Source organism: Plantibacter sp. LMC-P-059a (assembly GCF_030209505.1).
Taxonomy (GTDB): domain Bacteria; phylum Actinomycetota; class Actinomycetes; order Actinomycetales; family Microbacteriaceae; genus Plantibacter.
In genome coordinates, this window is record NZ_JARVRZ010000001.1 from 253,955 (window position 1) to 276,536 (window position 22,582).

23 protein-coding genes, 2 tRNA genes and 1 pseudogene are annotated in these 22,582 nt (G+C 67.8%); 11 read left to right on the forward strand and 15 right to left on the reverse strand.

The window, feature by feature from the left end; all coding sequences use genetic code 11:
- The first annotated feature begins 106 nt into the window (after positions 1 to 106).
- The 5 genes from QRN27_RS01200 (at position 107) to QRN27_RS01220 (ending at position 5,280) form a co-directional block, all read left to right on the forward strand.
- Complete coding sequence (locus QRN27_RS01200; RefSeq protein ID WP_285040416.1) at positions 107 to 1,336, forward strand: sensor histidine kinase; 1,230 nt, start codon at positions 107 to 109, stop codon at positions 1,334 to 1,336.
- Positions 1,333 to 2,007, forward strand: coding sequence for a response regulator (locus QRN27_RS01205; protein ID WP_285040417.1), 675 nt, complete (start codon positions 1,333 to 1,335; stop codon positions 2,005 to 2,007). Before QRN27_RS01200 ends, QRN27_RS01205 begins: the two co-directional genes overlap by 4 nt.
- A gap of 81 nt (positions 2,008 to 2,088) precedes the next feature.
- Positions 2,089 to 3,096 (forward strand): mechanosensitive ion channel family protein, encoded by a 1,008-nt coding sequence (locus tag QRN27_RS01210; RefSeq protein WP_285040418.1) that lies wholly within the window; start codon positions 2,089 to 2,091, stop codon positions 3,094 to 3,096.
- Positions 3,093 to 3,521 (forward strand): globin, encoded by a 429-nt coding sequence (locus QRN27_RS01215; RefSeq protein WP_285040419.1) that lies wholly within the window; start codon positions 3,093 to 3,095, stop codon positions 3,519 to 3,521. The genes QRN27_RS01210 and QRN27_RS01215 overlap by 4 nt, the downstream gene beginning before the upstream one ends.
- A gap of 76 nt (positions 3,522 to 3,597) precedes the next feature.
- A complete protein-coding gene (locus tag QRN27_RS01220) occupies positions 3,598 to 5,280 on the forward strand; it encodes an FAD-binding dehydrogenase (RefSeq protein WP_285040420.1) in 1,683 nt (560 codons plus the stop codon).
- A 3-nt stretch (positions 5,281 to 5,283) separates the two neighbouring features.
- Here QRN27_RS01220 and QRN27_RS01225 read toward each other — a convergent pair whose 3' ends face one another.
- Positions 5,284 to 5,958 carry a DUF8185 domain-containing protein gene (locus QRN27_RS01225; RefSeq protein WP_285040421.1) on the reverse strand — a complete coding sequence of 225 codons (675 nt, stop codon included), beginning with the start codon at positions 5,956 to 5,958 and terminating at the stop codon, positions 5,284 to 5,286.
- A gap of 125 nt (positions 5,959 to 6,083) precedes the next feature.
- Between QRN27_RS01225 and QRN27_RS01230 the strand changes: the two genes are divergently transcribed.
- Positions 6,084 to 6,956 (forward strand): acyl-CoA thioesterase, encoded by an 873-nt coding sequence (locus tag QRN27_RS01230; protein ID WP_285040422.1) that lies wholly within the window; start codon positions 6,084 to 6,086, stop codon positions 6,954 to 6,956.
- Positions 6,957 to 6,982: 26 nt separating this feature from the next.
- Here the strand turns inward: QRN27_RS01230 and QRN27_RS01235 are convergent, their stop codons facing one another.
- Together QRN27_RS01235 and ettA are read right to left on the reverse strand one after the other, a co-directional pair.
- Positions 6,983 to 7,456 (reverse strand): acyl-CoA thioesterase, encoded by a 474-nt coding sequence (locus QRN27_RS01235; protein WP_285040423.1) that lies wholly within the window; start codon positions 7,454 to 7,456, stop codon positions 6,983 to 6,985.
- Positions 7,457 to 7,540: 84 nt separating this feature from the next.
- Positions 7,541 to 9,223, reverse strand: coding sequence for an energy-dependent translational throttle protein EttA (gene ettA, locus QRN27_RS01240; protein WP_192018106.1), 1,683 nt, complete (start codon positions 9,221 to 9,223; stop codon positions 7,541 to 7,543).
- Between the two features lie 132 nt (positions 9,224 to 9,355).
- Between ettA and QRN27_RS01245 the strand changes: the two genes are divergently transcribed.
- Entirely contained in the window at positions 9,356 to 9,565 is a 210-nt protein-coding gene (locus QRN27_RS01245; RefSeq protein ID WP_285040424.1) for a hypothetical protein, read from the forward strand.
- Between the two features lie 1,246 nt (positions 9,566 to 10,811).
- Here QRN27_RS01245 and QRN27_RS01250 read toward each other — a convergent pair.
- The 4 genes and pseudogenes from QRN27_RS01250 to QRN27_RS01265 all read right to left on the reverse strand — a co-directional run bounded on the left by QRN27_RS01250 (position 10,812) and on the right by QRN27_RS01265 (position 14,681).
- Entirely contained in the window at positions 10,812 to 11,696 is an 885-nt protein-coding gene (locus QRN27_RS01250; protein WP_285040425.1) for a hypothetical protein, read from the reverse strand.
- A 428-nt stretch (positions 11,697 to 12,124) separates the two neighbouring features.
- Positions 12,125 to 13,573: pseudogene (locus tag QRN27_RS01255) on the reverse strand (amino acid permease).
- Between the two features lie 105 nt (positions 13,574 to 13,678).
- Positions 13,679 to 14,203 carry a DUF6993 domain-containing protein gene (locus QRN27_RS01260; protein WP_285040426.1) on the reverse strand — a complete coding sequence of 175 codons (525 nt, stop codon included), beginning with the start codon at positions 14,201 to 14,203 and terminating at the stop codon, positions 13,679 to 13,681.
- Between the two features lie 22 nt (positions 14,204 to 14,225).
- Positions 14,226 to 14,681 (reverse strand): single-stranded DNA-binding protein, encoded by a 456-nt coding sequence (locus QRN27_RS01265; RefSeq protein ID WP_285040427.1) that lies wholly within the window; start codon positions 14,679 to 14,681, stop codon positions 14,226 to 14,228.
- A gap of 281 nt (positions 14,682 to 14,962) precedes the next feature.
- On the opposite strand from QRN27_RS01265, the gene QRN27_RS01270 reads away from it, so the two are divergent.
- Together QRN27_RS01270 and QRN27_RS01275 are read left to right on the forward strand one after the other, a co-directional pair.
- Positions 14,963 to 15,163, forward strand: a complete 201-nt coding sequence (locus QRN27_RS01270; protein WP_285040428.1) for a hypothetical protein — start codon at positions 14,963 to 14,965, stop codon at positions 15,161 to 15,163.
- A 79-nt stretch (positions 15,164 to 15,242) separates the two neighbouring features.
- Positions 15,243 to 15,956, forward strand: a complete 714-nt coding sequence (locus QRN27_RS01275) for a hypothetical protein (RefSeq protein WP_285040429.1) — start codon at positions 15,243 to 15,245, stop codon at positions 15,954 to 15,956.
- A 73-nt stretch (positions 15,957 to 16,029) separates the two neighbouring features.
- On the opposite strand, the gene nadE is transcribed toward QRN27_RS01275, so the two are convergent.
- The 4 genes from nadE to orn all read right to left on the reverse strand — a co-directional run bounded on the left by nadE (position 16,030) and on the right by orn (position 18,097).
- Positions 16,030 to 16,851, reverse strand: coding sequence for an NAD(+) synthase (gene nadE, locus QRN27_RS01280; RefSeq protein ID WP_285040430.1), 822 nt, complete (start codon positions 16,849 to 16,851; stop codon positions 16,030 to 16,032).
- 91 nt (positions 16,852 to 16,942) lie between these two features.
- Positions 16,943 to 17,293 (reverse strand): metallopeptidase family protein, encoded by a 351-nt coding sequence (locus tag QRN27_RS01285; protein WP_285040431.1) that lies wholly within the window; start codon positions 17,291 to 17,293, stop codon positions 16,943 to 16,945.
- Positions 17,294 to 17,350: 57 nt separating this feature from the next.
- Positions 17,351 to 17,426 (reverse strand) — tRNA-His (locus tag QRN27_RS01290).
- Positions 17,427 to 17,476: 50 nt separating this feature from the next.
- Positions 17,477 to 18,097: an oligoribonuclease gene (gene orn / locus QRN27_RS01295; RefSeq protein WP_285040432.1), complete on the reverse strand. Its 621-nt coding sequence runs from the start codon at positions 18,095 to 18,097 to the stop codon at positions 17,477 to 17,479.
- Positions 18,098 to 18,149: 52 nt separating this feature from the next.
- On the opposite strand from orn, the gene QRN27_RS01300 reads away from it, so the two are divergent.
- Entirely contained in the window at positions 18,150 to 18,368 is a 219-nt protein-coding gene (locus QRN27_RS01300; protein ID WP_285040433.1) for an SCO4848 family membrane protein, read from the forward strand.
- A 44-nt stretch (positions 18,369 to 18,412) separates the two neighbouring features.
- On the opposite strand, the gene QRN27_RS01305 is transcribed toward QRN27_RS01300, so the two are convergent.
- Positions 18,413 to 19,429: an acyltransferase family protein gene (locus tag QRN27_RS01305; RefSeq protein ID WP_285040434.1), complete on the reverse strand. Its 1,017-nt coding sequence runs from the start codon at positions 19,427 to 19,429 to the stop codon at positions 18,413 to 18,415.
- 75 nt (positions 19,430 to 19,504) lie between these two features.
- Here QRN27_RS01305 and QRN27_RS01310 point away from each other — a divergent pair.
- A tRNA-Arg gene (locus QRN27_RS01310) sits at positions 19,505 to 19,577 on the forward strand.
- A gap of 168 nt (positions 19,578 to 19,745) precedes the next feature.
- On the opposite strand, the gene QRN27_RS01315 is transcribed toward QRN27_RS01310, so the two are convergent.
- From QRN27_RS01315 to QRN27_RS01325, 3 genes are read right to left on the reverse strand one after another with little or no spacing between them, the layout of a single operon-like run.
- Positions 19,746 to 20,312: a nucleoside/nucleotide kinase family protein gene (locus tag QRN27_RS01315; RefSeq protein ID WP_285040435.1), complete on the reverse strand. Its 567-nt coding sequence runs from the start codon at positions 20,310 to 20,312 to the stop codon at positions 19,746 to 19,748.
- A complete protein-coding gene (locus QRN27_RS01320) occupies positions 20,309 to 21,109 on the reverse strand; it encodes an energy-coupling factor transporter transmembrane component T family protein (protein WP_285040436.1) in 801 nt (266 codons plus the stop codon). Before QRN27_RS01320 ends, QRN27_RS01315 begins: the two co-directional genes overlap by 4 nt.
- Entirely contained in the window at positions 21,106 to 22,581 is a 1,476-nt protein-coding gene (locus QRN27_RS01325) for an ABC transporter ATP-binding protein (RefSeq protein ID WP_285040437.1), read from the reverse strand. Before QRN27_RS01325 ends, QRN27_RS01320 begins: the two co-directional genes overlap by 4 nt.
- Position 22,582: the final 1 nt, after the last annotated feature.

Consider the following 22,582-nt stretch of genomic DNA (forward strand, 5'->3'; position numbering starts at 1 on the left):
GGATGAGCGGCCCCGTGAACGATGTCCGGCCCACCGGGTCATCGTCGCGATGACCGATCCGGTGCAGCCGTCCGTCCACGACCGCTCTACGACAGAGGCCTCGCTGATGCTTCCCCGTCCACCGGGGGTCGTCCGGCGTTGGTGGTCGAGGCACCCCTGGACAGCCGACTCGCTGATCGCCGCCGGGTACCTCCTCGTCGCGCTCTCCGTCAGCACGGCGGAGTGGTTCGACGTGGACCTGGCGACCCAGCCGTCACGGATCGCCCTCGCGGTGGCCATCGTCGCCGTCACGACCCTCGCCGTCCTCCTGCGGCGCCGTCGGCCGCTCACGATGGCGCTGATCGTGATCGCGGTCGGACTCGTGTCGGTCGCGCAGACGGTGGCCGTCGACGCCTTCGCCGTGCCGGTCCTGCTGTACTCCGTGGCCGTCTACCGCGGGGTCGCCCACGGCTGGCGGGCGTTCGCGGCAGCGGCGGTCGTGGCGATCCTGGCTCCGTTCCTCCCATGGGCTGCGCCGCAATCGCCAGGCGAGCCGGAGCAGACGATCATCTCCGTCGTGCTCTTCGCCCTGTTCGGCCTCCTCGTCGGCATCAACGTCGGCAACCGGAAGCGCTACGTCCAGGCCCTCGTGGACCGCGCAGCCCAGCTCGCACGCGAGCGCGACCAGCAGGCCCAGCTCGCCGCCGTCGCCGAACGCACCCGCATCGCGCGGGAGATGCACGACATCGTCTCCCACAGTCTCACGGTGATCGTCGCCCTCTCGGAGGGCGCCCTCGCGACCAAGGACCCGACGGCGTCGCGAGCCGCCATGACCGCGGTCACCGACGCCGCGCGCACCTCACTGGTCGACATGCGACGCATGCTCGGCGTGCTCCGCGAGACCGGGAGCGCACCCCTCGCACCACAGCCTGACGCAGCTTCGATCCCCGCACTCGTGCAGACCTTCCGTGGGCTCGGACTCCCGGTCACCCTGACCGACTCCGGTCCGCCGACCGACGACCCCTCGATCCTGCTCGCCGTGCACCGCATCACACAGGAGGCGCTCACCAACGCCCTGCGGTATTCGGAGCGGCCGAAGCGGGTCGACGTCGTCATCACCTCGTACGACGACCGCATCGAGCTCATCGTCGAGAACGACGGCTCCATCCCCGACGCGCCCTCACTCGGCGCCGGGCAGGGCCTGCTCGGGCTGCGGGAGCGTGTCGCGTTCCAGGGAGGCTGCGTCACAGCCGGTGTGGTCGGCGATCGCCTGTGGCGCGTGCACGCCGTCCTCCCGAGAGATCCCGGTGCAGCACGATCCCGTCCGACCCCCGATCCACGAGGAACCACCCCATGACCGACCCCATCCGCATCCTGCTCGTCGACGACCAGCAGCTCATCCGTCTCGGCTTCGGCCTGGTCCTCGGCGCCGAGGACGACCTGAGCGTCATCGGCGAGGCGTCCAACGGTGCCGAGGCGATCGACCTCGCCGCCAGACTGCGACCCGACGTGATCCTGATGGACGTCCGCATGCCGGGCCTCGACGGGATCGAGGCGACCCGGCGGATCGTCGCGGCGCACCCCGACAGCCGCATCATCATCCTCACGACCTTCGACCTCGACGAGTACGCCTTCGGGGCGCTGCGGGCCGGCGCCAGCGGCTTCCTGCTGAAGGACGCCCTCCCCCACGAGCTGACGTCTGGGATCCGCGCCGTGCACGCCGGCGACGCCGCCGTGTCCACCCGGGTCACCAAACGCATGCTCGACCTCTTCGCGACAGCGCTCCCCGGCACTGCGGCCGACACGGCCGAGGGGTCGGCAGCCGGACTCGCCGACCTGACCCCGCGCGAGCACGACATCCTCGTCGCCATGGCGGAAGGACTCAGCAATGCGGAGATCGCGGCGCATTTCATCCTCTCCGAGTCGACCGTCAAGACCCACGTCGGGCGCGTCCTCATGAAGCTGCAATTGCGCGACCGCGTGCAGGCCGTCATCTTCGCCTACAAGCACGGGCTCGTCCGTCCATGACCGTCCGTCCGCTCGACGTGCGGCTCCCGTCCGGCCCGCTCACACGATTCACTCCAGCACGCTGAGTACACTGATCCGGATATGAACTGGGATGAACTCTGGCCGGACGTGACCGCCTTCCTCTGGACGGCGGGTTGGAAGATCATCGGCGTGGTGGTCGTGATCGGGTTGGCCTTCGCCGCCGCCTGGGTGTTGCGCTTCGTGATCCGGCGGGTCGTCGGACGCATCGTCAGCGGGGTCAAGAAGAGCGCCGACGTCACCGACACGCAGTCCCTGCTCGCCTCGCCGCTCGCGGCGGTCAGACTCGTGCAGCGCACCCGGACGCTGGGCACCGTCCTCAGCAACATCGTGAACGTGACGATCGTCATCGTCGCCGCCATCCTCGTGGTGAACGTGATCGATTCGAGCATCATCGGATCCTTCGCGCTCCTCACCGCCGCGGTGGGCGCCGGTCTCGGTTTCGGGGCACAGAACATCGTCAAGGACATCCTCAACGGGCTGTTCATGGTGGTCGAGGACCAGCTCGGGGTCGGTGACGTCGTCGACCTCGGACCGGCGACCGGCGTCGTCGAGACGGTGGGTATCCGGATCACCCAGGTGCGCGACGTCAACGGAACACTCTGGTTCGTCCGCAACGGCGAGATCCTCCGCGTCGGTAACATGTCGCAGGGCTGGTCACGGGTCATCATCGACCTGGCGATCCCCTACGACGCCGACGTCGAAGCCGTTCAGGAGCGCATGCTCACCACCGCGAACGACCTCGCCCACGACCCGAAGTGGCGTTCCCGCATCCTCGAGAAGCCTGAGCTGTGGGGCCTCGAGTCAGTCTCGGCCGACGCCCTCGTCATCCGTCTCGTCGTCAAGACGCGCACGAGCTCCAAGGACGACGTCGCCCGCGAACTCCGGATGCGACTGAAGCGCGCCGTCGACGAGATGGGCGTCAAGCTGCCGGCCCTGAACAGCATCGTCCTCTCCGGTTTCGAAGGCGCCGCGAGCGTCACCGGCTCGCGGCCACCGCGGACCCACCCGACCACGGTCGTCCCACCCAGGGCGCCCAAGACCAAGCGACCTCCGAGAGCGGAACGATGACCGACCAGCAACCGCCCGGGATGTCCTTCTACGAGCAGGTCGGCGGTCGCCCGACGTTCCAGCGACTCGTCGACGAGTTCTACCGCGGTGTCGCCGGCGACCCGGTCCTCAAACCGATGTACCCGGAAGAGGACCTCGGCCCGGCGGCCGACCGACTCATGCTGTTCCTCGAGCAGTACTGGGGCGGCCCGGGGACGTACAGTGCGGAACGCGGGCACCCACGGCTGCGGCTCAGGCACCAGCCCTTCCACGTGAACCCCGACGCCCGGGACCGCTGGTTACTCCACATGCGCAGCGCCGTCGACAGCCTCGACCTGGCTCCGGTCCACGAGGCGACCCTCTGGGACTACCTCGAGCGTGCAGCCCACGCGATGGTGAACACCTTCGACGACGATCCGGGGGCACCGCGCCGCAGCCTCCTCTGATTCCGACGCCGACACCACGCGTTCCGACACGGCGGCCGTAGGATCGGACGCACGTCCGTGCCGAAGGAGTCACCAGATGTCCGCAACCGCCCCGCCCTCCCCGTCCGCCGATCGAACCGAGGCCGATGCGATCGTCATCGGGAGCGGGCTGGCCGGCCTCGTCGCCACCGCCGAACTCGTCGCCGCGGGGAAGCGGGTCATCCTGGTGGAACAGGAGCCGGAGTCGAACCTCGGTGGACAGGCGCACTGGTCCTTCGGCGGCCTCTTCCTCATCGACTCCCCCGAGCAGCGCCACCTCGGGGTGCGGGACTCGCTCGAGTTGGCGACACAGGACTGGTTCGGTGCTGCCGCGTTCGATCGGCCGGAGGACCACTGGCCGAAGCGTTGGGCGGAGGCCTACCTCGACTTCGCCGCGGGCGAGAAGCGCGCCTGGCTGCACGAGCAGGGCATGCGGTTCTTCCCCGTCGTGGGCTGGGCGGAACGCGGCGGCTACGGCGCCATCGGACACGGCAACTCCGTCCCACGGTTCCACATCACCTGGGGCACCGGCCCCGGCGTCGTGGAGCCCTTCGTCCGCCGCGTGAACCAGGGTGTCGCCGACGGCTCGGTGTCTCCGCACTTCCGGCACCGCGTCGACGAGCTCCTCACCGAGGACGGCGCGGTCGTCGGCGTCCGAGGGTCCGTCCTCGCCCCGTCGGCCCCGATGCGGGGCGAGAGCAGCTCACGCGACGTGGTCGGCGAGTTCACCTGCCGCGCACCGGCGGTACTCGTGGCGAGCGGTGGTATCGGCGGCAACCACGACCTCGTCCGCGAGCACTGGCCCGCCCGTCTCGGCCAGCCGCCGACGACGATGCTGTCCGGGGTCCCCGCACACGTCGACGGTCGCATGCTGGGCATCAGCGAACGCGCGGGCGGCCGCCTCATCAACCGCGACCGGATGTGGCACTACGTCGAGGGCATCACCAATTGGGACCCGATCTGGCCGCAGCACGGCATCCGGATCCTGCCCGGGCCGTCGTCGCTCTGGTTCGACGCGACCGGTCACCGTCTCCCGGTACCGCTCTTCCCCGGGTTCGACACGCTCGGCACCCTGGAGCACCTGCGCGCCACCGGCCACGATCACAGCTGGTTCGTCCTCACCCAGCGGATCATCGAGAAGGAGTTCGCGCTGTCGGGGAGCGAGCAGAACCCCGACCTGACCGGCAAGGACCTCGGCCTGCTCGCGAAGCGCATCGGCCCAGGTGCCCCCGGCCCGGTCGAAGCGTTCAAGGAACACGGTGTGGACTTCATCGTCGCCGACACGATCACGGAACTCGTGGCGGGGATGCAGGCGTCCACCCCCGAGACGGCGATCGACGGCCGCAACATCATCGCGGAGGTCGAGGCGCGCGACCGTGAAATGGACAACCCGTTCACGAAGGATCTGCAGATCACCGCCCTCCGCGGCGCGCGCGCCTACCGAGGCGACAAGCTCATCCGCGTCGCGGCACCGCACCGATTGCTCGACCCGAAAGCCGGCCCGCTCATCGCGGTCAAGCTGCACGTGCTGACCCGCAAGAGCCTCGGCGGGCTGGAGACCGACCTCTCGAGCCGCGTCCTCGGCGCCGACGGGAACCCGGTGCCCGGCCTCTTCGCGGCGGGAGAGGCTGCCGGGTTCGGCGGAGGAGGCGTCCACGGCTACCGCGCGCTCGAGGGGACCTTCCTCGGCGGCTGCCTATTCACCGGGCGTGTGGCCGGCCGCGCGATGGCCGGCGTCTGAGCGTCAGGAAACGGCGTTGGCCAGCACGTGACCACGCCGGGTGCTCAGTCGCACCCACCCACCGGAACGGAACACCGTCGCTCGCTCCGGTTCCGCGATGAACCCGAGCCCCACCGCCGCGAACGCCGCCCCGGTCGGAAGACCGAAGCCGTCGCCGAGTGGCCTCGACCACACCTGCGACCGCACCTTCTGGACGATCTGGTCCCCGACAGCCGTCGGAAGCGCCTCGGCGATCTCCGTGGCGCCCGTCCTGGCGACGAGTTCGAGCTCGATCGTGTCCACGTCGCCGACGCGTTCCCAGCCGCCGCGCGGCGGCGCCTGGCCGACCCACGGGGCCGTCCTGGTCGACGGCGGGAGCTCGAGCGACGCCGACGCTGATCCGTCGGGTCGTCCGGTCGTCGAGCCGCCGAGTGTGCGCACGATCCGGTCGATGAGTTCGCGCGGGGTCGCCAGGACGTCGGCCGAGGCGGCGTGGGCGAGGGCGAAGGTGCGCATGCCGATGATCGTCGGGCTGCGATCGAGCAGACCCTGCGGGTGCAGCACCGGGGCGGAGACCGCCAGGACGTGGCCGGCGGCGAGGAGCCGGACTCCGGAATCGTCGATCCGGCTGGCTCGCGCGAGGAAGGTGCGGAGGTCGGCGAGCGAGTCGGCGTCGAGGAGGTGCAGGGTGGTGGACATCTCCTCTCAATGTACGCCACCGCCGCGTCGGCTCCGGGACATCGGGAGCCCGCCGTGGATAGACTCGGCGGGTCGGATCGGGCGTCGCTGTGGTGCGCCGGTCCCCGACGGAAAGGCGTGTCCCCGTGAAGGAACCGATCGAATCCCTACTCACCGCGCTCGACCTGAGCGCGCCCGGCGTCCGCACCGATGAGGACATCTTCACCGGACCATCGCAGTGGATGCCGCAGGGGCGGGTGTTCGGGGGCCAGGTCCTCGCGCAGTCCGTCGTGGCCGCGACGCGGACCGTCGACGCGGAGCGCATCATCCACTCGATGCACGGGTACTTCCTGCGTCCTGGCGACGTCGACCAGCCGATCACCTTCGCCGTCGACCGCATCCACGACGGCCGGTCGTTCGCGACGCGGCGCACCCAGGCCTACCAGAACGGCGTACCGATCCTCTCGATGATCGCCTCCTTCCAGACGCAGGACGACGGCCCAGAACACCAGATCAACCTCCCGGAGGGCCTTCCCGATCCGGAGACGCTGCCGTCCGCCGCCGAGATCCTCCACGGGATCGACCACCCGGCGGCCGAGGCCTGGGCCACCGGGCGACCGTTCGACCTCAGACACGTCGGCTCCCCCGTGTACCTCCGGGTGGACGGCGAACGCACGGCCCAGCAGGCGGTCTGGTTCAAGACCATCGGCGAGCTGCCCGACGACCCGGCGCTCCACCGCGCGGCACTGGCCTACGCGAGCGACTACACGATCCTCGAACCGGTGATGCGACGCCATGGTGTCCCATGGGCCACCCCCGGCATCAAGATCGCCAGCCTCGACCACGCCATGTGGTGGCACCGGCCGGCCCGGGTGGACGAGTGGCTCGTCTACCTGCAGGACTCCCCCAGCGCGACCGGTGGCCGCGGGCTGTCACTCGGCCGCATCTACGACCGGGCCGGGTCGCTCGTGGCGAGCGTGGCTCAGGAAGGCATGGTCCGCTTCCCGACACCCCGCTGATCCGGTGTCATGACGAGATGCCGCGCTCAGCGACGCGAGAACTCGATCGGGTCCTCGATGAACGGTTCCCACACGGCGCGCTCCGCATCTGAGATCCGTCGAGGCTTCATGGTCTTCGCATCGACCATGACGACCGTCGTCGCGGCGCGCGCGTAGAGCGTCTGCGGCTCGGTACCGCGCGGAGAGTAGACCTCGTAGGCGACCTGCAGGCTGGCTCCCCCGATCTTGCCCATCCAGAGCTGGACGTCGAGCGGATCGCGCTGATACGGGATCGGGGCCAGGTATTCGATCTCCTGATGGGCGACGAGCGTGATCGTCTCCGCGTCGAGGCTGGCGTCGATCACCGCCGTCGGCGGCGCCTCCTCCGATGAGAGCGTCGGGATCCAGAACACCCTCACGCGCGCCTCTTCGAGGAGCTTCAGCATGGACGCGTTGTTCACGTGGTTGAAGGCGTCGAGGTCGCCCCATCGCAACGGGATCGGCACGTGGAGTCTGGTCATCGGTGAACCTTCCCTGCTCAGGCTGGTGGGAGACGGACGAGTGACGGCCCATCAGCCGGAGCCGATGGGCCGTCCTCGTCACACTCAGTCGCGGGTGAGCTTCCGGTACGCGGAGCGGTGAGGCTTCGCGGCGTCCGGGCCCAGGCGCTTGATCTTGTCCTCTTCGTAGGACTCGAAGTTGCCCTCGAACCAGTGCCAGTTCGACGGGTTCTCCTCGGTGCCCTCGTAGGAGAGGATGTGGGTCGCGATGCGGTCGAGGAACCACCGGTCGTGCGTGATGACCACGGCACAACCCGGGAACTCGAGGAGCGCGTTCTCGAGGCTCGACAGCGTTTCGACGTCGAGGTCGTTGGTCGGTTCGTCGAGCAGCAGGAGGTTTCCACCCTGCTTGAGCGTCAGCGCGAGGTTGAGGCGGTTGCGCTCACCACCGGACAGGACGCCGGCCTTCTTCTGCTGGTCTGGGCCCTTGAAGCCGAAGGTCGACACGTAGGCGCGCGACGGGATCTCCTGGTTGCCGACCTGGATGTAGTCGAGTCCTTCGGACACGACCTCCCAGAGCGTCTTGTTGGGATCGATACCCCCGCGGGACTGGTCGACGTAGGAGAGCTTCACGGTCTCGCCGACCTTGAGCTCGCCGGCGTCGAGCGGCTCGATACCGACGATGGTCTTGAACAGCGTGGTCTTACCGACACCGTTGGGGCCGATGATGCCGACGATACCGTTGCGCGGCAGGCTGAACGACAGGTCGTCGATGAGGACGCGTCCGTCGAAGCCCTTCTGCAGCTTCTTGGCTTCGAGGACCGTCGAGCCGAGGCGCGGGCCGGCGGGGATCTGGATCTCTTCGAAGTCGAGCTTCCTGGTGCGCTCCGCCTCAGACGCCATCTCTTCATACCGGGCCAGACGAGCCTTGGACTTCACCTGGCGGCCCTTGGCGTTGCTGCGGACCCACTCGAGTTCGCTCGCGAGGCGCTTGGCGAGCTTGGCGTCCTTCTTCCCCTGGACGTTGAGGCGCTCGCCCTTCTTCTCGAGGTAGGTCGAGTAGTTGCCCTCGTAGGGGTAGAGACGGCCGCGGTCGATCTCGCAGATCCATTCCGCGACGTGGTCGAGGAAGTACCGGTCGTGGGTGACGGCGAGCACGGCGCCTGCGTACTGGGCCAGGTGCTGCTCGAGCCAGAGCACGCTCTCCGCGTCGAGGTGGTTGGTCGGTTCGTCGAGCAGCAGGAGGTCGGGCTTCTGCAGGAGGAGCTTGCAGAGCGCGACGCGACGCTTCTCACCACCGGAGAGGTGGGCGACGGTGGCGTCGGAGGGTGGGCAGCGCAGGGCGTCCATCGCCTGCTCCAACTGGGAGTCGAGATCCCAAGCGTCTGCGGCGTCAATCGCCTCCTGCAGCACGCCCATCTCGGCGAGCAGGGCGTCGAAGTCGGCGTCGGGCTCCGCCATCGCCAGGGAGATCTCGTTGAAGCGGTCGATCTTGCCCTTGATCTCGCCGACGCCCTCCTGGACGTTCTCGAGCACCGTCTTGTCCTCGTCGAGCTCCGGCTCCTGCATGAGGATGCCGACGCTGAAGCCCGGCGTGAGCTTCGCCTCGCCGTTCGAGGGGGTGTCGATTCCCGCCATGATCTTCAGGATCGTGGACTTACCGGCACCGTTCGGGCCGACGACGCCGATCTTCGCTCCGGGCAGGAACGCCATCGTCACGTCGTCGAGGATGAGCTTGTCGCCGACCGCCTTGCGGGCGCGGACCATCGAGTAAATGTATTCAGCCATGTCGCCGTCCAGTCTACGGGCGCACCCTCCGTTTGCGCTGCACGACGACGCCCAGGCGCCCCCGCTATGCCGTCGGCGCGGCCTCGCTATCCGGTACGGGCACCGGCAGAAAGGTGCCCACTTCTGTCGACCTTGAAGAAACTCCCTGCAGCATCCGAGTTCAAGTACGACGCTGATTTCCAAGGCCACATCACCGCCAAGATTGACGGCGAAGACGTCGACCTCGCGGCCGGCGTGCACCGCGACCTCAAGCGCGACTTCAAGCGGCGAGGACCTCGGCGCACAGGTTCTCAATTCGCCGACAGCCGCGATCTGCGCGGGCGGCGGGCGGTGCTTCGATGAAGGACATGCCCGCAAGGACGTCCGTGGCATGCGCAGCCGCCGTCCTCGCGAAGGACTCCACGTTACTCCGAACGGCGCTGCGGCCGCCCGTGTAATTGCCAACGCACGCCTGACCGCAGTTCGTGGCTCAGGGTTATATGGAGAATCTTCTCGACACCCCTGCAGGCACTTGAACCGCCGACGGCGAGGTCCGAGGCTTCCGCGTGTTTTAGGCGAAGCGCCTTGCCGCAGACGAGATCGCCGCCCTCGACCAGGATGGGTTCGCCCCGGCCATGCGAGCCCGCACCGTCCCCCGCGGCGCAAGTTTCGGCGCGTCGGACGTCGAGGCTGGCTTCGCGCTCCGATGGCTCAGGAGCGTGGACCCGGCTGTCGTCGCGGAACGCTCGCTCATGTCGACAGTCGTCGGCGTCCCGCCGCTCCCTCTCTCTGTCGACGGTGAATAACGGCACCATTGCCTTCGTCGAGCACAGTGGCACGACCCGCTCACTGACGAGCAAGTGAGTGACGGGCCGTGCTTTCGTAGTGATGGGTACGCCCCTTGTCTCGCCCTCCACGAGCATCGTCGACACTCTCCTGTTGCGGCTGCGGCGGAAAGTGCGCCGCCCGAAACCTCTACGCCGCAGCATGCCCGGCCTCCTGCATCGCGGTCTGAATGCACCCCGCGGACTCGGTGACTGACAACCTAGGTCGCGAACTATTTCCATGAAGACACTAAACGAGTCGACAACTTCAATACCGCGACGACCAGGTCCGCGAGATAGTCGAGTCCGGCCCGTCTCAGACTCGGCCGACCAGCTGTCCGCCCGGGGGCTTGCGGGCGTCTGAGTCGATTCACTGCGAAGCTCGGCGTCTCTCCTGACAAGGTGTTTCGCCGATTTCACGCAGATTTACGTGCGACAACCGTCGGTGTTTGAGAGCTCGACGGCGTCGCGCCAATGGGGTGCCACGGCGTGGATTCGGCCCGCGAACCTAAGCCCCACCCGACGCGAGCTGTGGGCTAGGAATTACCAGGGCTTTCGTATATCCGCAGGTGGAGACCAAGGCATGGTGGCGCAGAGGCGCCAAGCAACGCTGCCTACTAGCTGGAGTATCCGCCGAATCCATGTGCGCAGCCATGACGCGCGCCTCAGGCAAGCTCGAGAGCCCATAGTCGAGTGCACTTGATTCGCATCCGAGTGCTCAAGTTAGCACTCTGCATGAGTGATCCAGGTGTGCATCACACGGGTCGCGACGTTAATGCAGAGGCTCAGTCCGGCTGAACTGGCAAGTCCGGGAAGTGGTCCAGATCGGCTCGTTCAGCATTCCTGGATCGAAGTCTCTGGACGACAGATCGACCACGCAGAACCGCATCCTCGGCGGCGTCTATGTCAGGCAGCACCAGCAATGCCGCCACATCACGCCCCAGCTCAGTGAGAACAAAAAGCGGTACTTTCGACCAATCTCTGCGAATACGCTTGATTAAACCCTTTTCCATGAGTCGGGTGGGCCTTGACACGAACTTAATACCCGGACCGAGGCTTGATTCCTGGAATTCCAAGTGATCTTCAGCAAGCCCGATCAGCTCGTCTACTTCGTCTTCATCCAGTGCCTCGAGTGCCGAAACTGCCATCTCCCGCCGCTGCCCATTGGGTACCTGCAACGGGTCCCACTTCTTCTTCGGCGTTGCAGATCGGGCCGCGTCACCACTGCTGACGGGTGTAAAGGCGACATTCAACTCGGGTGAACTCAGGGTTGCCAAACCCAGCGCGCTAGATTCGTTCACCTCGCCGGGAGCAATTCCCTTCTGTAGGAGCGATTGGAGCACCCGATCCTGAAGGGTATTGACCATTTGCTTCGTACCCTCGGACTTTTCCTCAATACTGGCTAATGCCGCCATAGTTGCGCCATGAAGTTCTTGCGCACGGACACGCTGCGTGGCGCCGGATGTCTCCTGGATAACGAATACTAAAAGCTGAGCGATGAACGCCAGGATAGCTAGAGAGAGCGCGACGACGGAGAGGATATCCGCATCCTTTGTTGCGACCACCACGATGACCGTGGCAAGCGCTACCAACATTAGAAGGGTGGCAATCATCGCCACGATCTTCCAAGGGACAGTCAAGTTTGAATCGGATCCGGAGGAAGAGCGCATGGCCTTGATGATATCGGCCTCGGTCGATCAATGTCCCTACTCGACGGCAACCACCGAGAGTATTTTGGTCACTGACTTCAGCGCCATAGGTGCAGCGCTCCAGTGCTCCGCGAGAGGGCTGACTGCGCAAGAGGAGATCCGGAGGCGACGACGAGCCTGGCGTGGTCATCTCGCGAAGTCCGCCAACTAGTCCCGAATTGCAGTGCCCGCTGATGCGCAGGGCAAAACTACGACTGTCTAAATCGGTAGCTGACGCAGGAATCCCCTCCCCTCCGTTGCCGACCGCCGGTCAGGCTTGCCTAGCCAATCACCAGGCTCGGCCATGACTCGATGTGGTCGGAGGACGGTCGCCAGTGTCTCTCTGGGCACCTTCGCAGTCGCTACAGCTCGGTCTAGATGCATCGGATTGTATTCCGCTATGCCGACGTTCAGCCGCCGGGCGGACCCTCCGTTTGTGCTGCACGACGACGCCCGCGGCGACGGCCGCCGCCGCGATCGCGCAACTCGTCGTCACCTCGAGGAGCCGGGCGGGTCCGCCTAAGAACATCGACACCAGCAGCGCGACAAGCGCGACGATTACCACGACCGTGAGCCACGGGTGTCCCCATGCGGATCCCGCCGACGCGGTCGCTGCTCTCCGACGCCGAGATCTGATCGAACCGTCGGCTGCGCAGTTGGTCCACGGCGATCACGATCCACACGAAGATCGCGATCGCGCCGGTGGAGTCGACGAGGAACGTGAAGACCTCGTCCGGTGTGAGGTAGTTCAACGGGACGCGCACGAGCCCGATGACGGCCGAGCACAGGATCGCTACCGCCGGTGTGCCGCGTCGCGTCCTCGCGCGGACCGCTCGCGGGGCCTCCCCGCGGCCGCCGAGTGAGAACAGCATGCGCGACGCCGTGTACAGCGAGGCGTTGAGCGTCGACAGCAGAGCCGTGAAGACGATGATGTCCATCGCCACCCCGGCACCGGGGATCCCGACTGCGTGCAGCATGGTGACGAAGGGACTGATTCCCGGCGCGATCTCCGTCCACGGCACCACGATGAGGACGACCAGGATCGAGCCAATGTAGAACAGCAGGATCCGCCAGACGACCGAGTTCGCCGCTCGCCGGACGGCACCCTTCGGGTCCACCGATTCTCCCGCCGCGATCGTGGCGACCTCGGCACCGAACATCGAGAAGATGATCGGTAGCAGCGCCGCCAGGACGCCGCCGACACCCAACGGCAGGAAGCCCCCGTCGGTCGGAGTGAGGTTGGCGACGGTCGCCGTCTCGGCCGGGATGACGCCGACGATGATGAGCAAGCCGAGCGCGATGAACAGGATCACGGCCGTGATCTTGATCGACGAGAACCAGAACTCGAACTCTCCGAACGACTTCACCTAGACGAGGTTGGCGGCGAGGAACGCGACGGTGATCATGAGCGCCGGGATCCACTGCGGGAGACCGGGCACCCACTAGCTGACGATCTGCACCGCGGCCGTCGCCTCGATGCCGACGACCACAACCCAGAACCACCAGTAGAGCCATCCGATCGCGAGACCGGCCCATGGACCGATGAATCGCGAGGCGTAGGCGGAGAACGACCCGGTCTCGGGCGACGCGGAGGCCATCTCCCCCAGCATGCGCATGACGAGCACCACGACCACGCCGGCCAGGGCGTACGCGAGGATCACGCCGGGCCCTGCTGTGAGGATCGCCGTGCTCGACGCAACGAGGAGCCCGGCGCCGATCATGCCGCCGAGGGCGATCAGCGCCAGATGCCGAGCCTGGAGCGCGTGCGCTAGCGCCGTCGCCGCCACGTCCAGACATTCGTCGGCCAGGAAGACGGCCTCGGCGGCAGGTTCCCCACCAGGTGATGGGTTGGCGGTCATGCAAGCCCTCGATTCCGGATCGAGCCGCCCGGGAGGTGGCGATATCTGAAATGTCAGGTTATGGAATGCCCACCGCTTACATCAGCTCGGAAGCGGACGGCGGCTCTACCAGTCAATCGGACGCGTGGCGCCGATGAGGCACCGGCCGGTGTCGAGCAGCGGGACCACGGAGGAGTGATACCCCGTCGCCGGCCCGTTCTGCCCAAGGATGCACTGTCCCTGCCACCGGATGGAGAACTGGATCGAGTCCGCCGGCTCACCGATGCTCGTGGTGTCGGAGGAGACCTCCATCTCCGCCTTCGGGAACCCTGCCGCCACGAGCCCGTCGATGATGGCCTGGCCTCCGGCAGCCGGATTCGCCGCCAGGGTTTCCGCGTTCACCGTGTCGAAGAAGGGCAGGTTGTCGGCGGCGGTACCCCCCGGCTGCAGCACGGGTGCCGCTGCCGGCGTCTCGGTGGGCGTCGGCGCCTGGGTCGCCGTGGGCGTCGGGACTGGCGCAGGCTGCGCGCAGCCGGTCAGGCCGAGACCGAGGGCACCGAGCACCACGACCACGCCGAGTCCGACCGACGACGAGCGACGACGGACCGGGCTGACGACGGAGGCGGGGCGATCGCGAGGGCTCTTCTGCACGTCGAGCAGTCTACGCGGCGCGTCAGAACGGCGTGTCCTGGGGCGGTGCCGGCGCCCACTCCGCCGCCGCGCCGGCCGACGCCGGTCCTGCCGGAGAGCCCGCCGTGCTCGTCTCGCGCGCGCCGGACGACTCCGATGCGGCCCTCGGCTGCCAGGAGATGTCGGAGCCGAGGTGATCGGCTTCGATGTCGACCGAGGTCCCGCGTCGTTCACCCTGCTCCCAGTCGCGGATCCGCAGCCTCCCCAGCACGATGACGCGCTGGCCCTTCACCAGCGACTCGGTGGCCGCGGTCGCCAGGCCTCGGAAGGCGCTCACCGTGTACCAGTTCGTCTCCTGCGCGACCCACGTGCCCTGCTTCTGGTCGTAGCGACGCTGCTGGCACGCGAGACGGAAGCTCGTGATATCCAGCCCGGAGGCGGTTCGGTGGTGCTTCGGTTCCGTCGCGACGTGTCCGCAGACGGTGATCTGGTCATTCATCTGTTCCTCTCAGCTCGGTGTCTCGATCCATGCGGCGGACCGGCCGTGCGTCCGGGGCGGGTCCGTGCCGTTCACCGCCCCGGACGCACCGTCAGCCTCTCCGATCACGAGCGCCCACCGGTCGGCCAACCGCAGCTCGTCGACGTCCACAACCCCCGGCGCACCTGTGGAGGACGCTCGCACGATTCCGCCGAGCCCGATGTCGGTGGTCGGTCATACGCTGAGCCATACCAGCCGGCACTCGCCGGGAGGCCGCGCCGATCGATACACGAGGAGTCCCCATGCCCAACGCGCTGAGCATCCGTCCCGGGTACTGGCGCGTGACGAGCGCCGACGGCCGCGTCCTCGGCAACATCGAGGCCGTCGGTGCCGAGGGCGGGGCCGAGTACCGCGCCAGTCGGTTCCGCCCTGCCGCACTCGCCTACGCCCCGCTCGGTAGTTTCACCGATCTGGCGGTCGCGATCGACGCGTTCCGCAGCTGATCCCGGGCGCCAGGGCGGATCCCGTCGCCTGCGGGGCGTCGTCCGCGTTCACGCCCGAACGAGGGGTAACGTTCGGCGCATGCAATGGTGGAATGATCTCGTCGAGTGGGTGACCTCTTCGGAGGTCCGCCCCATGCTGTTCGCTGCGGCCCTCTTCATCGTGGCCGTCGTGGTGTCCTCCCTCGTCGCCGCCGGCGCCAGTCGTCGTGCGCTCCGTGGCATCGTCGATCAGCGCGATCGCGAGCAGAAGCAGGCGGCGATCATGGCGCTCGTCGACGCAGCCACCGAGGCGAGCGTCTGGAACTCGCTCACCCCGCAGGAGCAAGTGCTCAGCGATCGCGCGGTCGCGCAGACCGACACCCTCGTCCGGCTCAGCCCGGTCAAGGGCGCGGCGGTCGCCGCCGACTGGGCGAACCATCAGCTGCACGAGATGAAACGCAACTCCGCGACCTACGGGTACGAGCTCGACCCCGTGGTCGAGGAGTTCCGCGACCGTCTCGTCGAGTGGTCGAAGAAGCCTGCGCGGGCGCGGAAGGACTTCGAGGCGGACCTCCGTCGTTGGCGCGCCGAGTCGGCAGGGTCGGAGCAGGCCCTCATCGCCGAGCAGGAGTCCTGGGTCGCCAAGCAGCACCACGAGCAGTACGCCGAGGTGAAGCCGGCGGCCACCACAGGATCCCGGCCCGGGGACATCACCCGCTCCACCGGCGGCACCATCAACACCAGCACCACCCAGCGCATCATCGACGACGTCAAGGTCCTCGAGGCCGAGCGCAAGCCGTCCAGCGTCAGCTGACGACTCGACGACACGCGAGAACGGCGGCCCGATCATCCGATCGGGCCGCCGTCTTCATCTCAGGAGAACCGGCTCAGTGCCACCAGCTGTCGAACTTGCTCACCGGGAGCTGGCGCTTGTGCTCGGTGGTCGCGTAGCGAGCCTCGATCGCTTCCGCGGCCGCAGCATCGATGTCGTGTCCCTCGAGGAAGTCGTCGATCTGCTGGTAGCTGAGGCCCAGGTTGTCCTCGTCGGTCTGTCCGGGCGTGCCGTCGAGCAGATCGGCCGTCGGAGCCTTCAGGTAGAGCCGCTCCGGGGCGTCCAGCGACTCCAGGAGCGCCCGCCCCTGGCGCTTCGACAACCCGCTCAGCGGTAGGACGTCGGCACCGCCGTCACCGAACTTGGTGAAGAAGCCCGTGACCGCCTCCGCCGCGTGATCCGTACCGACGACCAGGAGGCCCTGCTGTCCGGCGATCGCGTACTGCGCGACCATCCGAGCGCGCGCCTTCGCATTCCCCTTCACGAAATCACTGAGCGGCTGACCGGTCGCGTCCGCGAACTCAGCTTCGAATCCATCGACCGCCCGTTGGATGTTGAACACGATCGACTCGTCCGGGCGGATGAACGACAGCGCCAGCTGGGCGTCCTCCTCGTCGTGCTGCACGGCGTAGGGCAGCCGTACGGCGACGAACCGCGCTTCGCCACCCTCTGCCCGGACCTCCTCGGCCGCGAGCTGGCACAACCTCCCGGCGAGCGAGGAGTCCTGCCCGCCGCTGATCCCGAGGACGAACCCCTTCGTGTGCGTGGCCTGCAGGTAGGACTTCAGGAAGTCGATCCGCGAACGGATCTCCGCCGCCGGGTCGATCGTGGGGCTGACATGGAGTTCCGCAATGATGCGGGCCTGGATCTCGCGCATGCGACCAGGCTACCCGCTCTACACGGACCGGCACGGAACTCCGAGGCAGCCGCAACACGCTGGAAACACTCGCCAGCAGACAGGACGACGGTCAGGCCCACCCGAGCTCGTGCAGGCGTTCATCGTCGATGCCGTAGAAGTGGGCGATCTCGTGGACGAGGGTGGTGTGGATCTCGTCGGCGAGTTCGTCGAGCGACTCGCACGCCGCCAGATGGGGCTCGCGGTAGACGATGATCCGATCCGGCATCTCACCGAAGCCGTAGCGGTCTCGTTCTGTCAGGGCCACACCGTCGTAGAGGCCCAGCGTGTCGAGCGTGCCGTTCTCGGGGCGATCCTCGACCACGAAGACGACGTTGTCGAGCCCGTCCACCATCTCATCGGGCAACCGGTCGAGTTCCTCGACGACCAGCGCCTCGAACGCCTCGGTGTCCAACTCCAGCATGCCTGTGCTCCCCGGATACGACAGAAGCCGGAGGAGTCCTCCGGCTTCTGTACGACATGGGGTGAGTAACGGGGCTTGAACCCGCGACCTCCTGGACCACAACCAGGCGCTCTGCCAACTGAGCTATACCCACCATGCGACCTGCTCCGCGGAGACCGCGTCACAAGCGACTGGACGAGTCTATTACATGTTCGGGGAGTATCGTGACACGACCGCCTCCGAAACCTGCTTCGCATCGTCCGAGCTCGGGCCGGGCAGGTCGACGAACAGCGCACCGCGGTAGTACGCGAGCTCGCGGACCGACTCCAGGATGTCTGCCAGGGCACGGTGACCACCGTGCTTGGACGGAGCGTTGAAGTACACCCGCGGGTACCAACGGCGGGCGAGCTCCTTGATGGAGGAGACGTCGACGTTGCGGTAGTGCAGGTGCGCGTCGAGACGCGGCATGTAGCGGGCGAGGAACGCGCGGTCCGTCCCGATGGTGTTGCCGGCCAAGGGCGCCTTCGACTCGTCGGGCACGAACCGCTGGATGTACTCGATCACCTGGAACTCCGCGTCGGCGACACTCACGCCGTTCGGGATCTCTTCGAGGAGCCCCGAGGTCTGGTGCATGTTCGTGACGAACTCGCCCATGTTGTCGAGAGCCGACTGGTCGGGCTTGATGACGACCGAGTAGCCCGGATCGAGGATGTTCAACTCGAAGTCGGTGATCACGACGGCGATCTCGACGAGTTCGTCGACCTCCAGCTCGAGTCCGGTCATCTCGCAGTCGATCCAGACCAGTCGGTCCCCAGCTGTGCTCATGGGTCGAGTCTACTCAGCACCACCGACGCGGCCGCTTCCGTAGACTCGAGCGGTGATCATCGCCGTCTCCGTCCTCCTGCTCATCAACGGTGTCTACAACGTCGTCGTCTGGCCGCGCTTCCTCAAACGGATCGTCGCCGACCCGCGCGCACGGGACGCACAGGGCCGCGCCACCACCTTCCTCCGCGTGCACGTCATCCTCATCAGCATCGCCCTCGTCCTCGCCGCCCTGTCGCTCGTGGCCGGCGTCCTCGGCATCGTCGTCGGCTGACGTCCCGCCGGCGTCACTCCGTCCTGCCCTGAGCGGAACGCCGCTCACACGGCGGAGGTGCGGAGACGGCTCCGGGTCGTGAGGATCCGCGGCGCCGTGTACAGACCCGGAACCCGGCGCGTCAGCCTCCAGACGACCAGGCTCGACACCACCGCGAGTGTCGCGACCACCGGCGGCAGGACCGCCTGGACGGGTGCGGGCACCTCGGGGAGCAGGAGCAGCGCCCTGGTGATCCCTCCGATGACCAGCACGTGGATCACGAAGACCGGGAGACTGTGACGCCCCACCGACTGCAGGATCCGGGCGACGGACGTCCCGTCGATGGCACGGAGCGCCAGCACGGCGGCGAGGACGGCCGGGACACCGAGAGCCGTCAGCACCCCGGGCACCTGGTCGAGGTCGACCGCGAAGATCAGCCCTGAAGCGAGGACCACTGCCGCGAGGAGACCGGCAGCGACGAGCGGGCGACGGCGCTCGGCCAGAGCGACGATCCGTTGACGCCCGTGCAGACCAAGCAGGAAGAAGAAGAGATAGCCTGCAGCGCGCTGATAGCTCCCGCTCTCACTCCCGAGGGCACCCAGGGCGACGGCCGACAGGACGGCGGCTCCCGACAACTGCAGCCAGACGGGCACTCTGCCGTTCATCACCTTGCCGGCGACGAGGTAGAGGGCGAGCGCCTGCAGGAACCAGAAGATGCCGGTCGGCCAGAGCGGGCTGATGAGCACGACGCCCGGGTCGGCGTAGTGCGGGAACGAATCGATCGGGAGGAGCGAGAACCAGGCGAACCGGATCACCGTCCACACCAGGATCATCCAGAGCAGCAGGGCGAGCCTGCGGTCCCAGAGGTCCTTCCACGGCCGGTTGACGATCCGGATGGCGAGCATCCCGGAGAGTGTGAAGAACAGCGGCATGCGAATGGCGAGCGCCAGCTGCGACAGGACATACCAGACCGGGGAGGACACCCCTTCCTCGACGAGGATCATCGTCGCGTGCCCGAGCGCGACGAGGACGACGGCGAACCCGCGAGCGGTGTCGAACCAGGGAATTCGATCTGTAGTCATAAATACTAATATATAGTATTCGCGAACGGCTGACAAAACGAGGTTGAGCGCGCCGTGCGGTATCGTTGGATGCCCGCCTCCGTAGCTCAGGGGATAGAGCAGGAGCCTTCTAATCTCTTGGTCGCAGGTTCGAATCCTGCCGGGGGCACCCAGAACATCTCGCGGACCCTTCTCATCTCTTGGTCGCAGGTTCGAATCCTGCCGGGGGCACCCCTTCGACAAGCTCAGGGACCGGAGATGGACCCTCGGCCCCGCGTCAAGCGTTGTATGCCCGTGTGCGGAGTCAGAAGCGAGACCGTCACCGGCCGCGTCCGCATCAGGCGCGGAGCCAGGGCCGCCAACGGTCGTCACGCTCGAGCACGCTCAACACGCGGGCACCGACCGCCGCCGCCGACCCCGTCGCCTCGACCACCAGATCGGCGTCGCGATCGGGACACTCCCGTTCAATGAACGTATCCTCCTGGAGCGTCCACGCTGCGAGCCAGTCGACGCCGTCGTCGCGGCCGACGAGCCGGTCGGTGCGCTGGTCCACCGGCGCGTCGAGCCACAGCACCGTGTCGGCGAGGACCCGCGACGCGCTCGACGAGGACCCGCAGCCCTCCACGATGAGCGGCCGGTCGGCCACGACGGTATGCCGCTCCGCACGCTCCGACCGTTCCCAGTCCCACCGCCACCACTCCCCCGGCCGCCGATCGGCGAACGGGGTCAGGATCCACTCCACGAGGAGGCGCGAGCCATCGTCGAGGCCGTCCCATCCCGGATACAGGTCGTCCATGTGGACGACGGTGCTCGCCGTCAACGATGCAGCCACCGAGGAGGCGAGCGTCGTCTTCCCGGTACCCGACCGCCCGTCGATCAGGAGGACGGGCGCTGGAGCACTCATTGACCCACGAACCGGAACGTGCCGGCGAGGACGGCCATGGACAGGGCGACGGCCATGATCGCGACCGCCACCAGGACCGCCACGAGATCGATCACGCCGAGCCGCGACGGCCTCGCCCACGTGCGTTCGACCGGGGCGCCGAAGCCCCGTGCCTCCATCGCCGTCGCGAGCTTGCTCCCCCGGCGGATGGCGAACACGAGCAGCACGAACGCCATCGATGCGAAGCGCCGGACAGCCCCACGGTCGCCGAGCCCTCGGGCACGGCGGGCGAGTGCCAGACTGCGCCAATCGTCGATGAAGAGTCCGAGCATCCGCGCCCCCGCAAGGATCCCGAGGACGAACCGCGACGGGAGCTTCGCGATCTGGGACAGCCCGTCGCCCAGGTCGGTCGGATCCACCCGCGCGAAGAGCAGGATCGTCGGCAGGCCGAGTGCCAGCACCCGGATGGTCACGGCGACGGCCAAGTCGATCGAGTTGTCGGTCACCCGAACGAAGCCGAGCGACAGGTACTCCGTCCCGCCCGGCTTGGCGTACAGCAGCATGCTGATCCCGCCGATGGGCGCGAAGACGAGCACCGGGATCGACCGCTTCAGGAACGTCGACAGCCGGAGACCGGACAGCGGGAGCAAGGCCATCTCGAGGAGGACCGCCGCGGTGGCGCTGACCCAGTCGAGCGTGAGCAGCAGCGGGATCGACAGGATGAGCACCGCGAGCACCTTCGTCACCGGGTTCACCCGGTCGAGCGGCGCTTGACGAGGCAGGGTCGAGCGACGGTCCGGTGCTGTGACGCGCGTCATGCGGCGCGCCCCGCAGCCGATCGCGGCTCGAGCAGGATCCGATGGTCGCCCAGATGCTCGATGACCCCTGGATCATGGGTGACCGACACGATCGTCGCGCCCCGTTCGAGCTCCAGCTGCAGCAGCCGCATGAGCGACAACCACGTCAGCCGGTCCTGGCCGAACGTCGGCTCGTCGAGGACGAGCACAGCAGGTCGTGCCACGAGCACGGTGGCGACCGACAATCGCCGCTTCTGTCCGCCAGAGAGACTGAACGGGTTCGCTTCGGCGAGTCCGGCCAAGCCGAGCGCTTCGAGGACGGCGGAGACCCGCTCGTCGATCGCGGCGCGTGTCCATCGCAGCGCCTGCAGGGCGACGCCGAGCTCCTTGCGCACGGTCGCGGCGACGAACTGATGCTCCGGGTCTTGGAAGACCGTCCCGATGCGGGTGAGCAGCTCGGTCGACTTCCAGCGGATGGGCCGTGGACCGATCCCCCCGGCGAGCCGGCGGCCAGCGTCCACGGTTCCGGCGAGCTCGGGCAGCAGACCGGCCAAGGTGAGGGCCAACGTCGACTTCCCGGCCCCGTTGGGGCCGACGATCACCGTGGCGGCGCCCTCCGGCACGGCGAGGTCCAGGTGCGCCTGCACCGGCTGGGAGCGGACCCGTCCGATCGTCAGATCGGACGTCGTCAAGACGGCTGCGTTCGGCTGCACTATCCGGCGGGGCGGCAGCCCCAGCGGGATGCCCGGTACCCAGACGCCGGCGTCGGCGAGCCTGCGCCCGACATCGTCGAGGACCACGGAGGGAGCACCGTCCGCGAGGACCCCTCCATCCGCATCGAGCACGACGACCCGCGTCATCAGATCGCGCCAGACGTCGACCCGGTGTTCGATGACGACCAGGGTCGACGAACCGTCGTCGACCACCCGCGCGACGGCGTCCCTGACCTCAGTGACGCCGATCGGGTCGAGGTTGGCGGTCGGCTCGTCGAGCAGGAGGAGCGAGGGCTGCATGGCAAGCACCCCGGCGAGGGCGAGCCGCTGCTTCTGTCCGCCCGACAGCGCCGAGGTCGGGTGGTCCAACGGGAGGTCGAGGCCGACGGCCTGCAGCGACGAGACGACCCGTCGCCAGATCTCCTCGCGCTCGACCCCGAGGTTCTCGCAGCCGAACGCGACGTCGTCGCCGAGCTTGGACAGGATGACCTGCGAATCGGGATCCTGCAGCACGAGGCCTATCCGACCCCTGGCCTGTTCCGGCGGGACCCCGTCCACAAGCAGCGACCCGCGAGCCTCACCCTCGTCCGCTCCCCCGAGGACACCGGCGAGCGCATGGATCAGGGTCGACTTGCCGGCGCCGGACGCGCCCAGGAGGAGGACCCGCTCCCCCGGTTCGATGACGAGGTCGAGGTCGCTGACCGCCCATGCCTTCCGACCGGCGTGACGCCACCCCCAGTCCTGGGCGACGACGCGCGCCGGACCGGTCGCACCGACCACG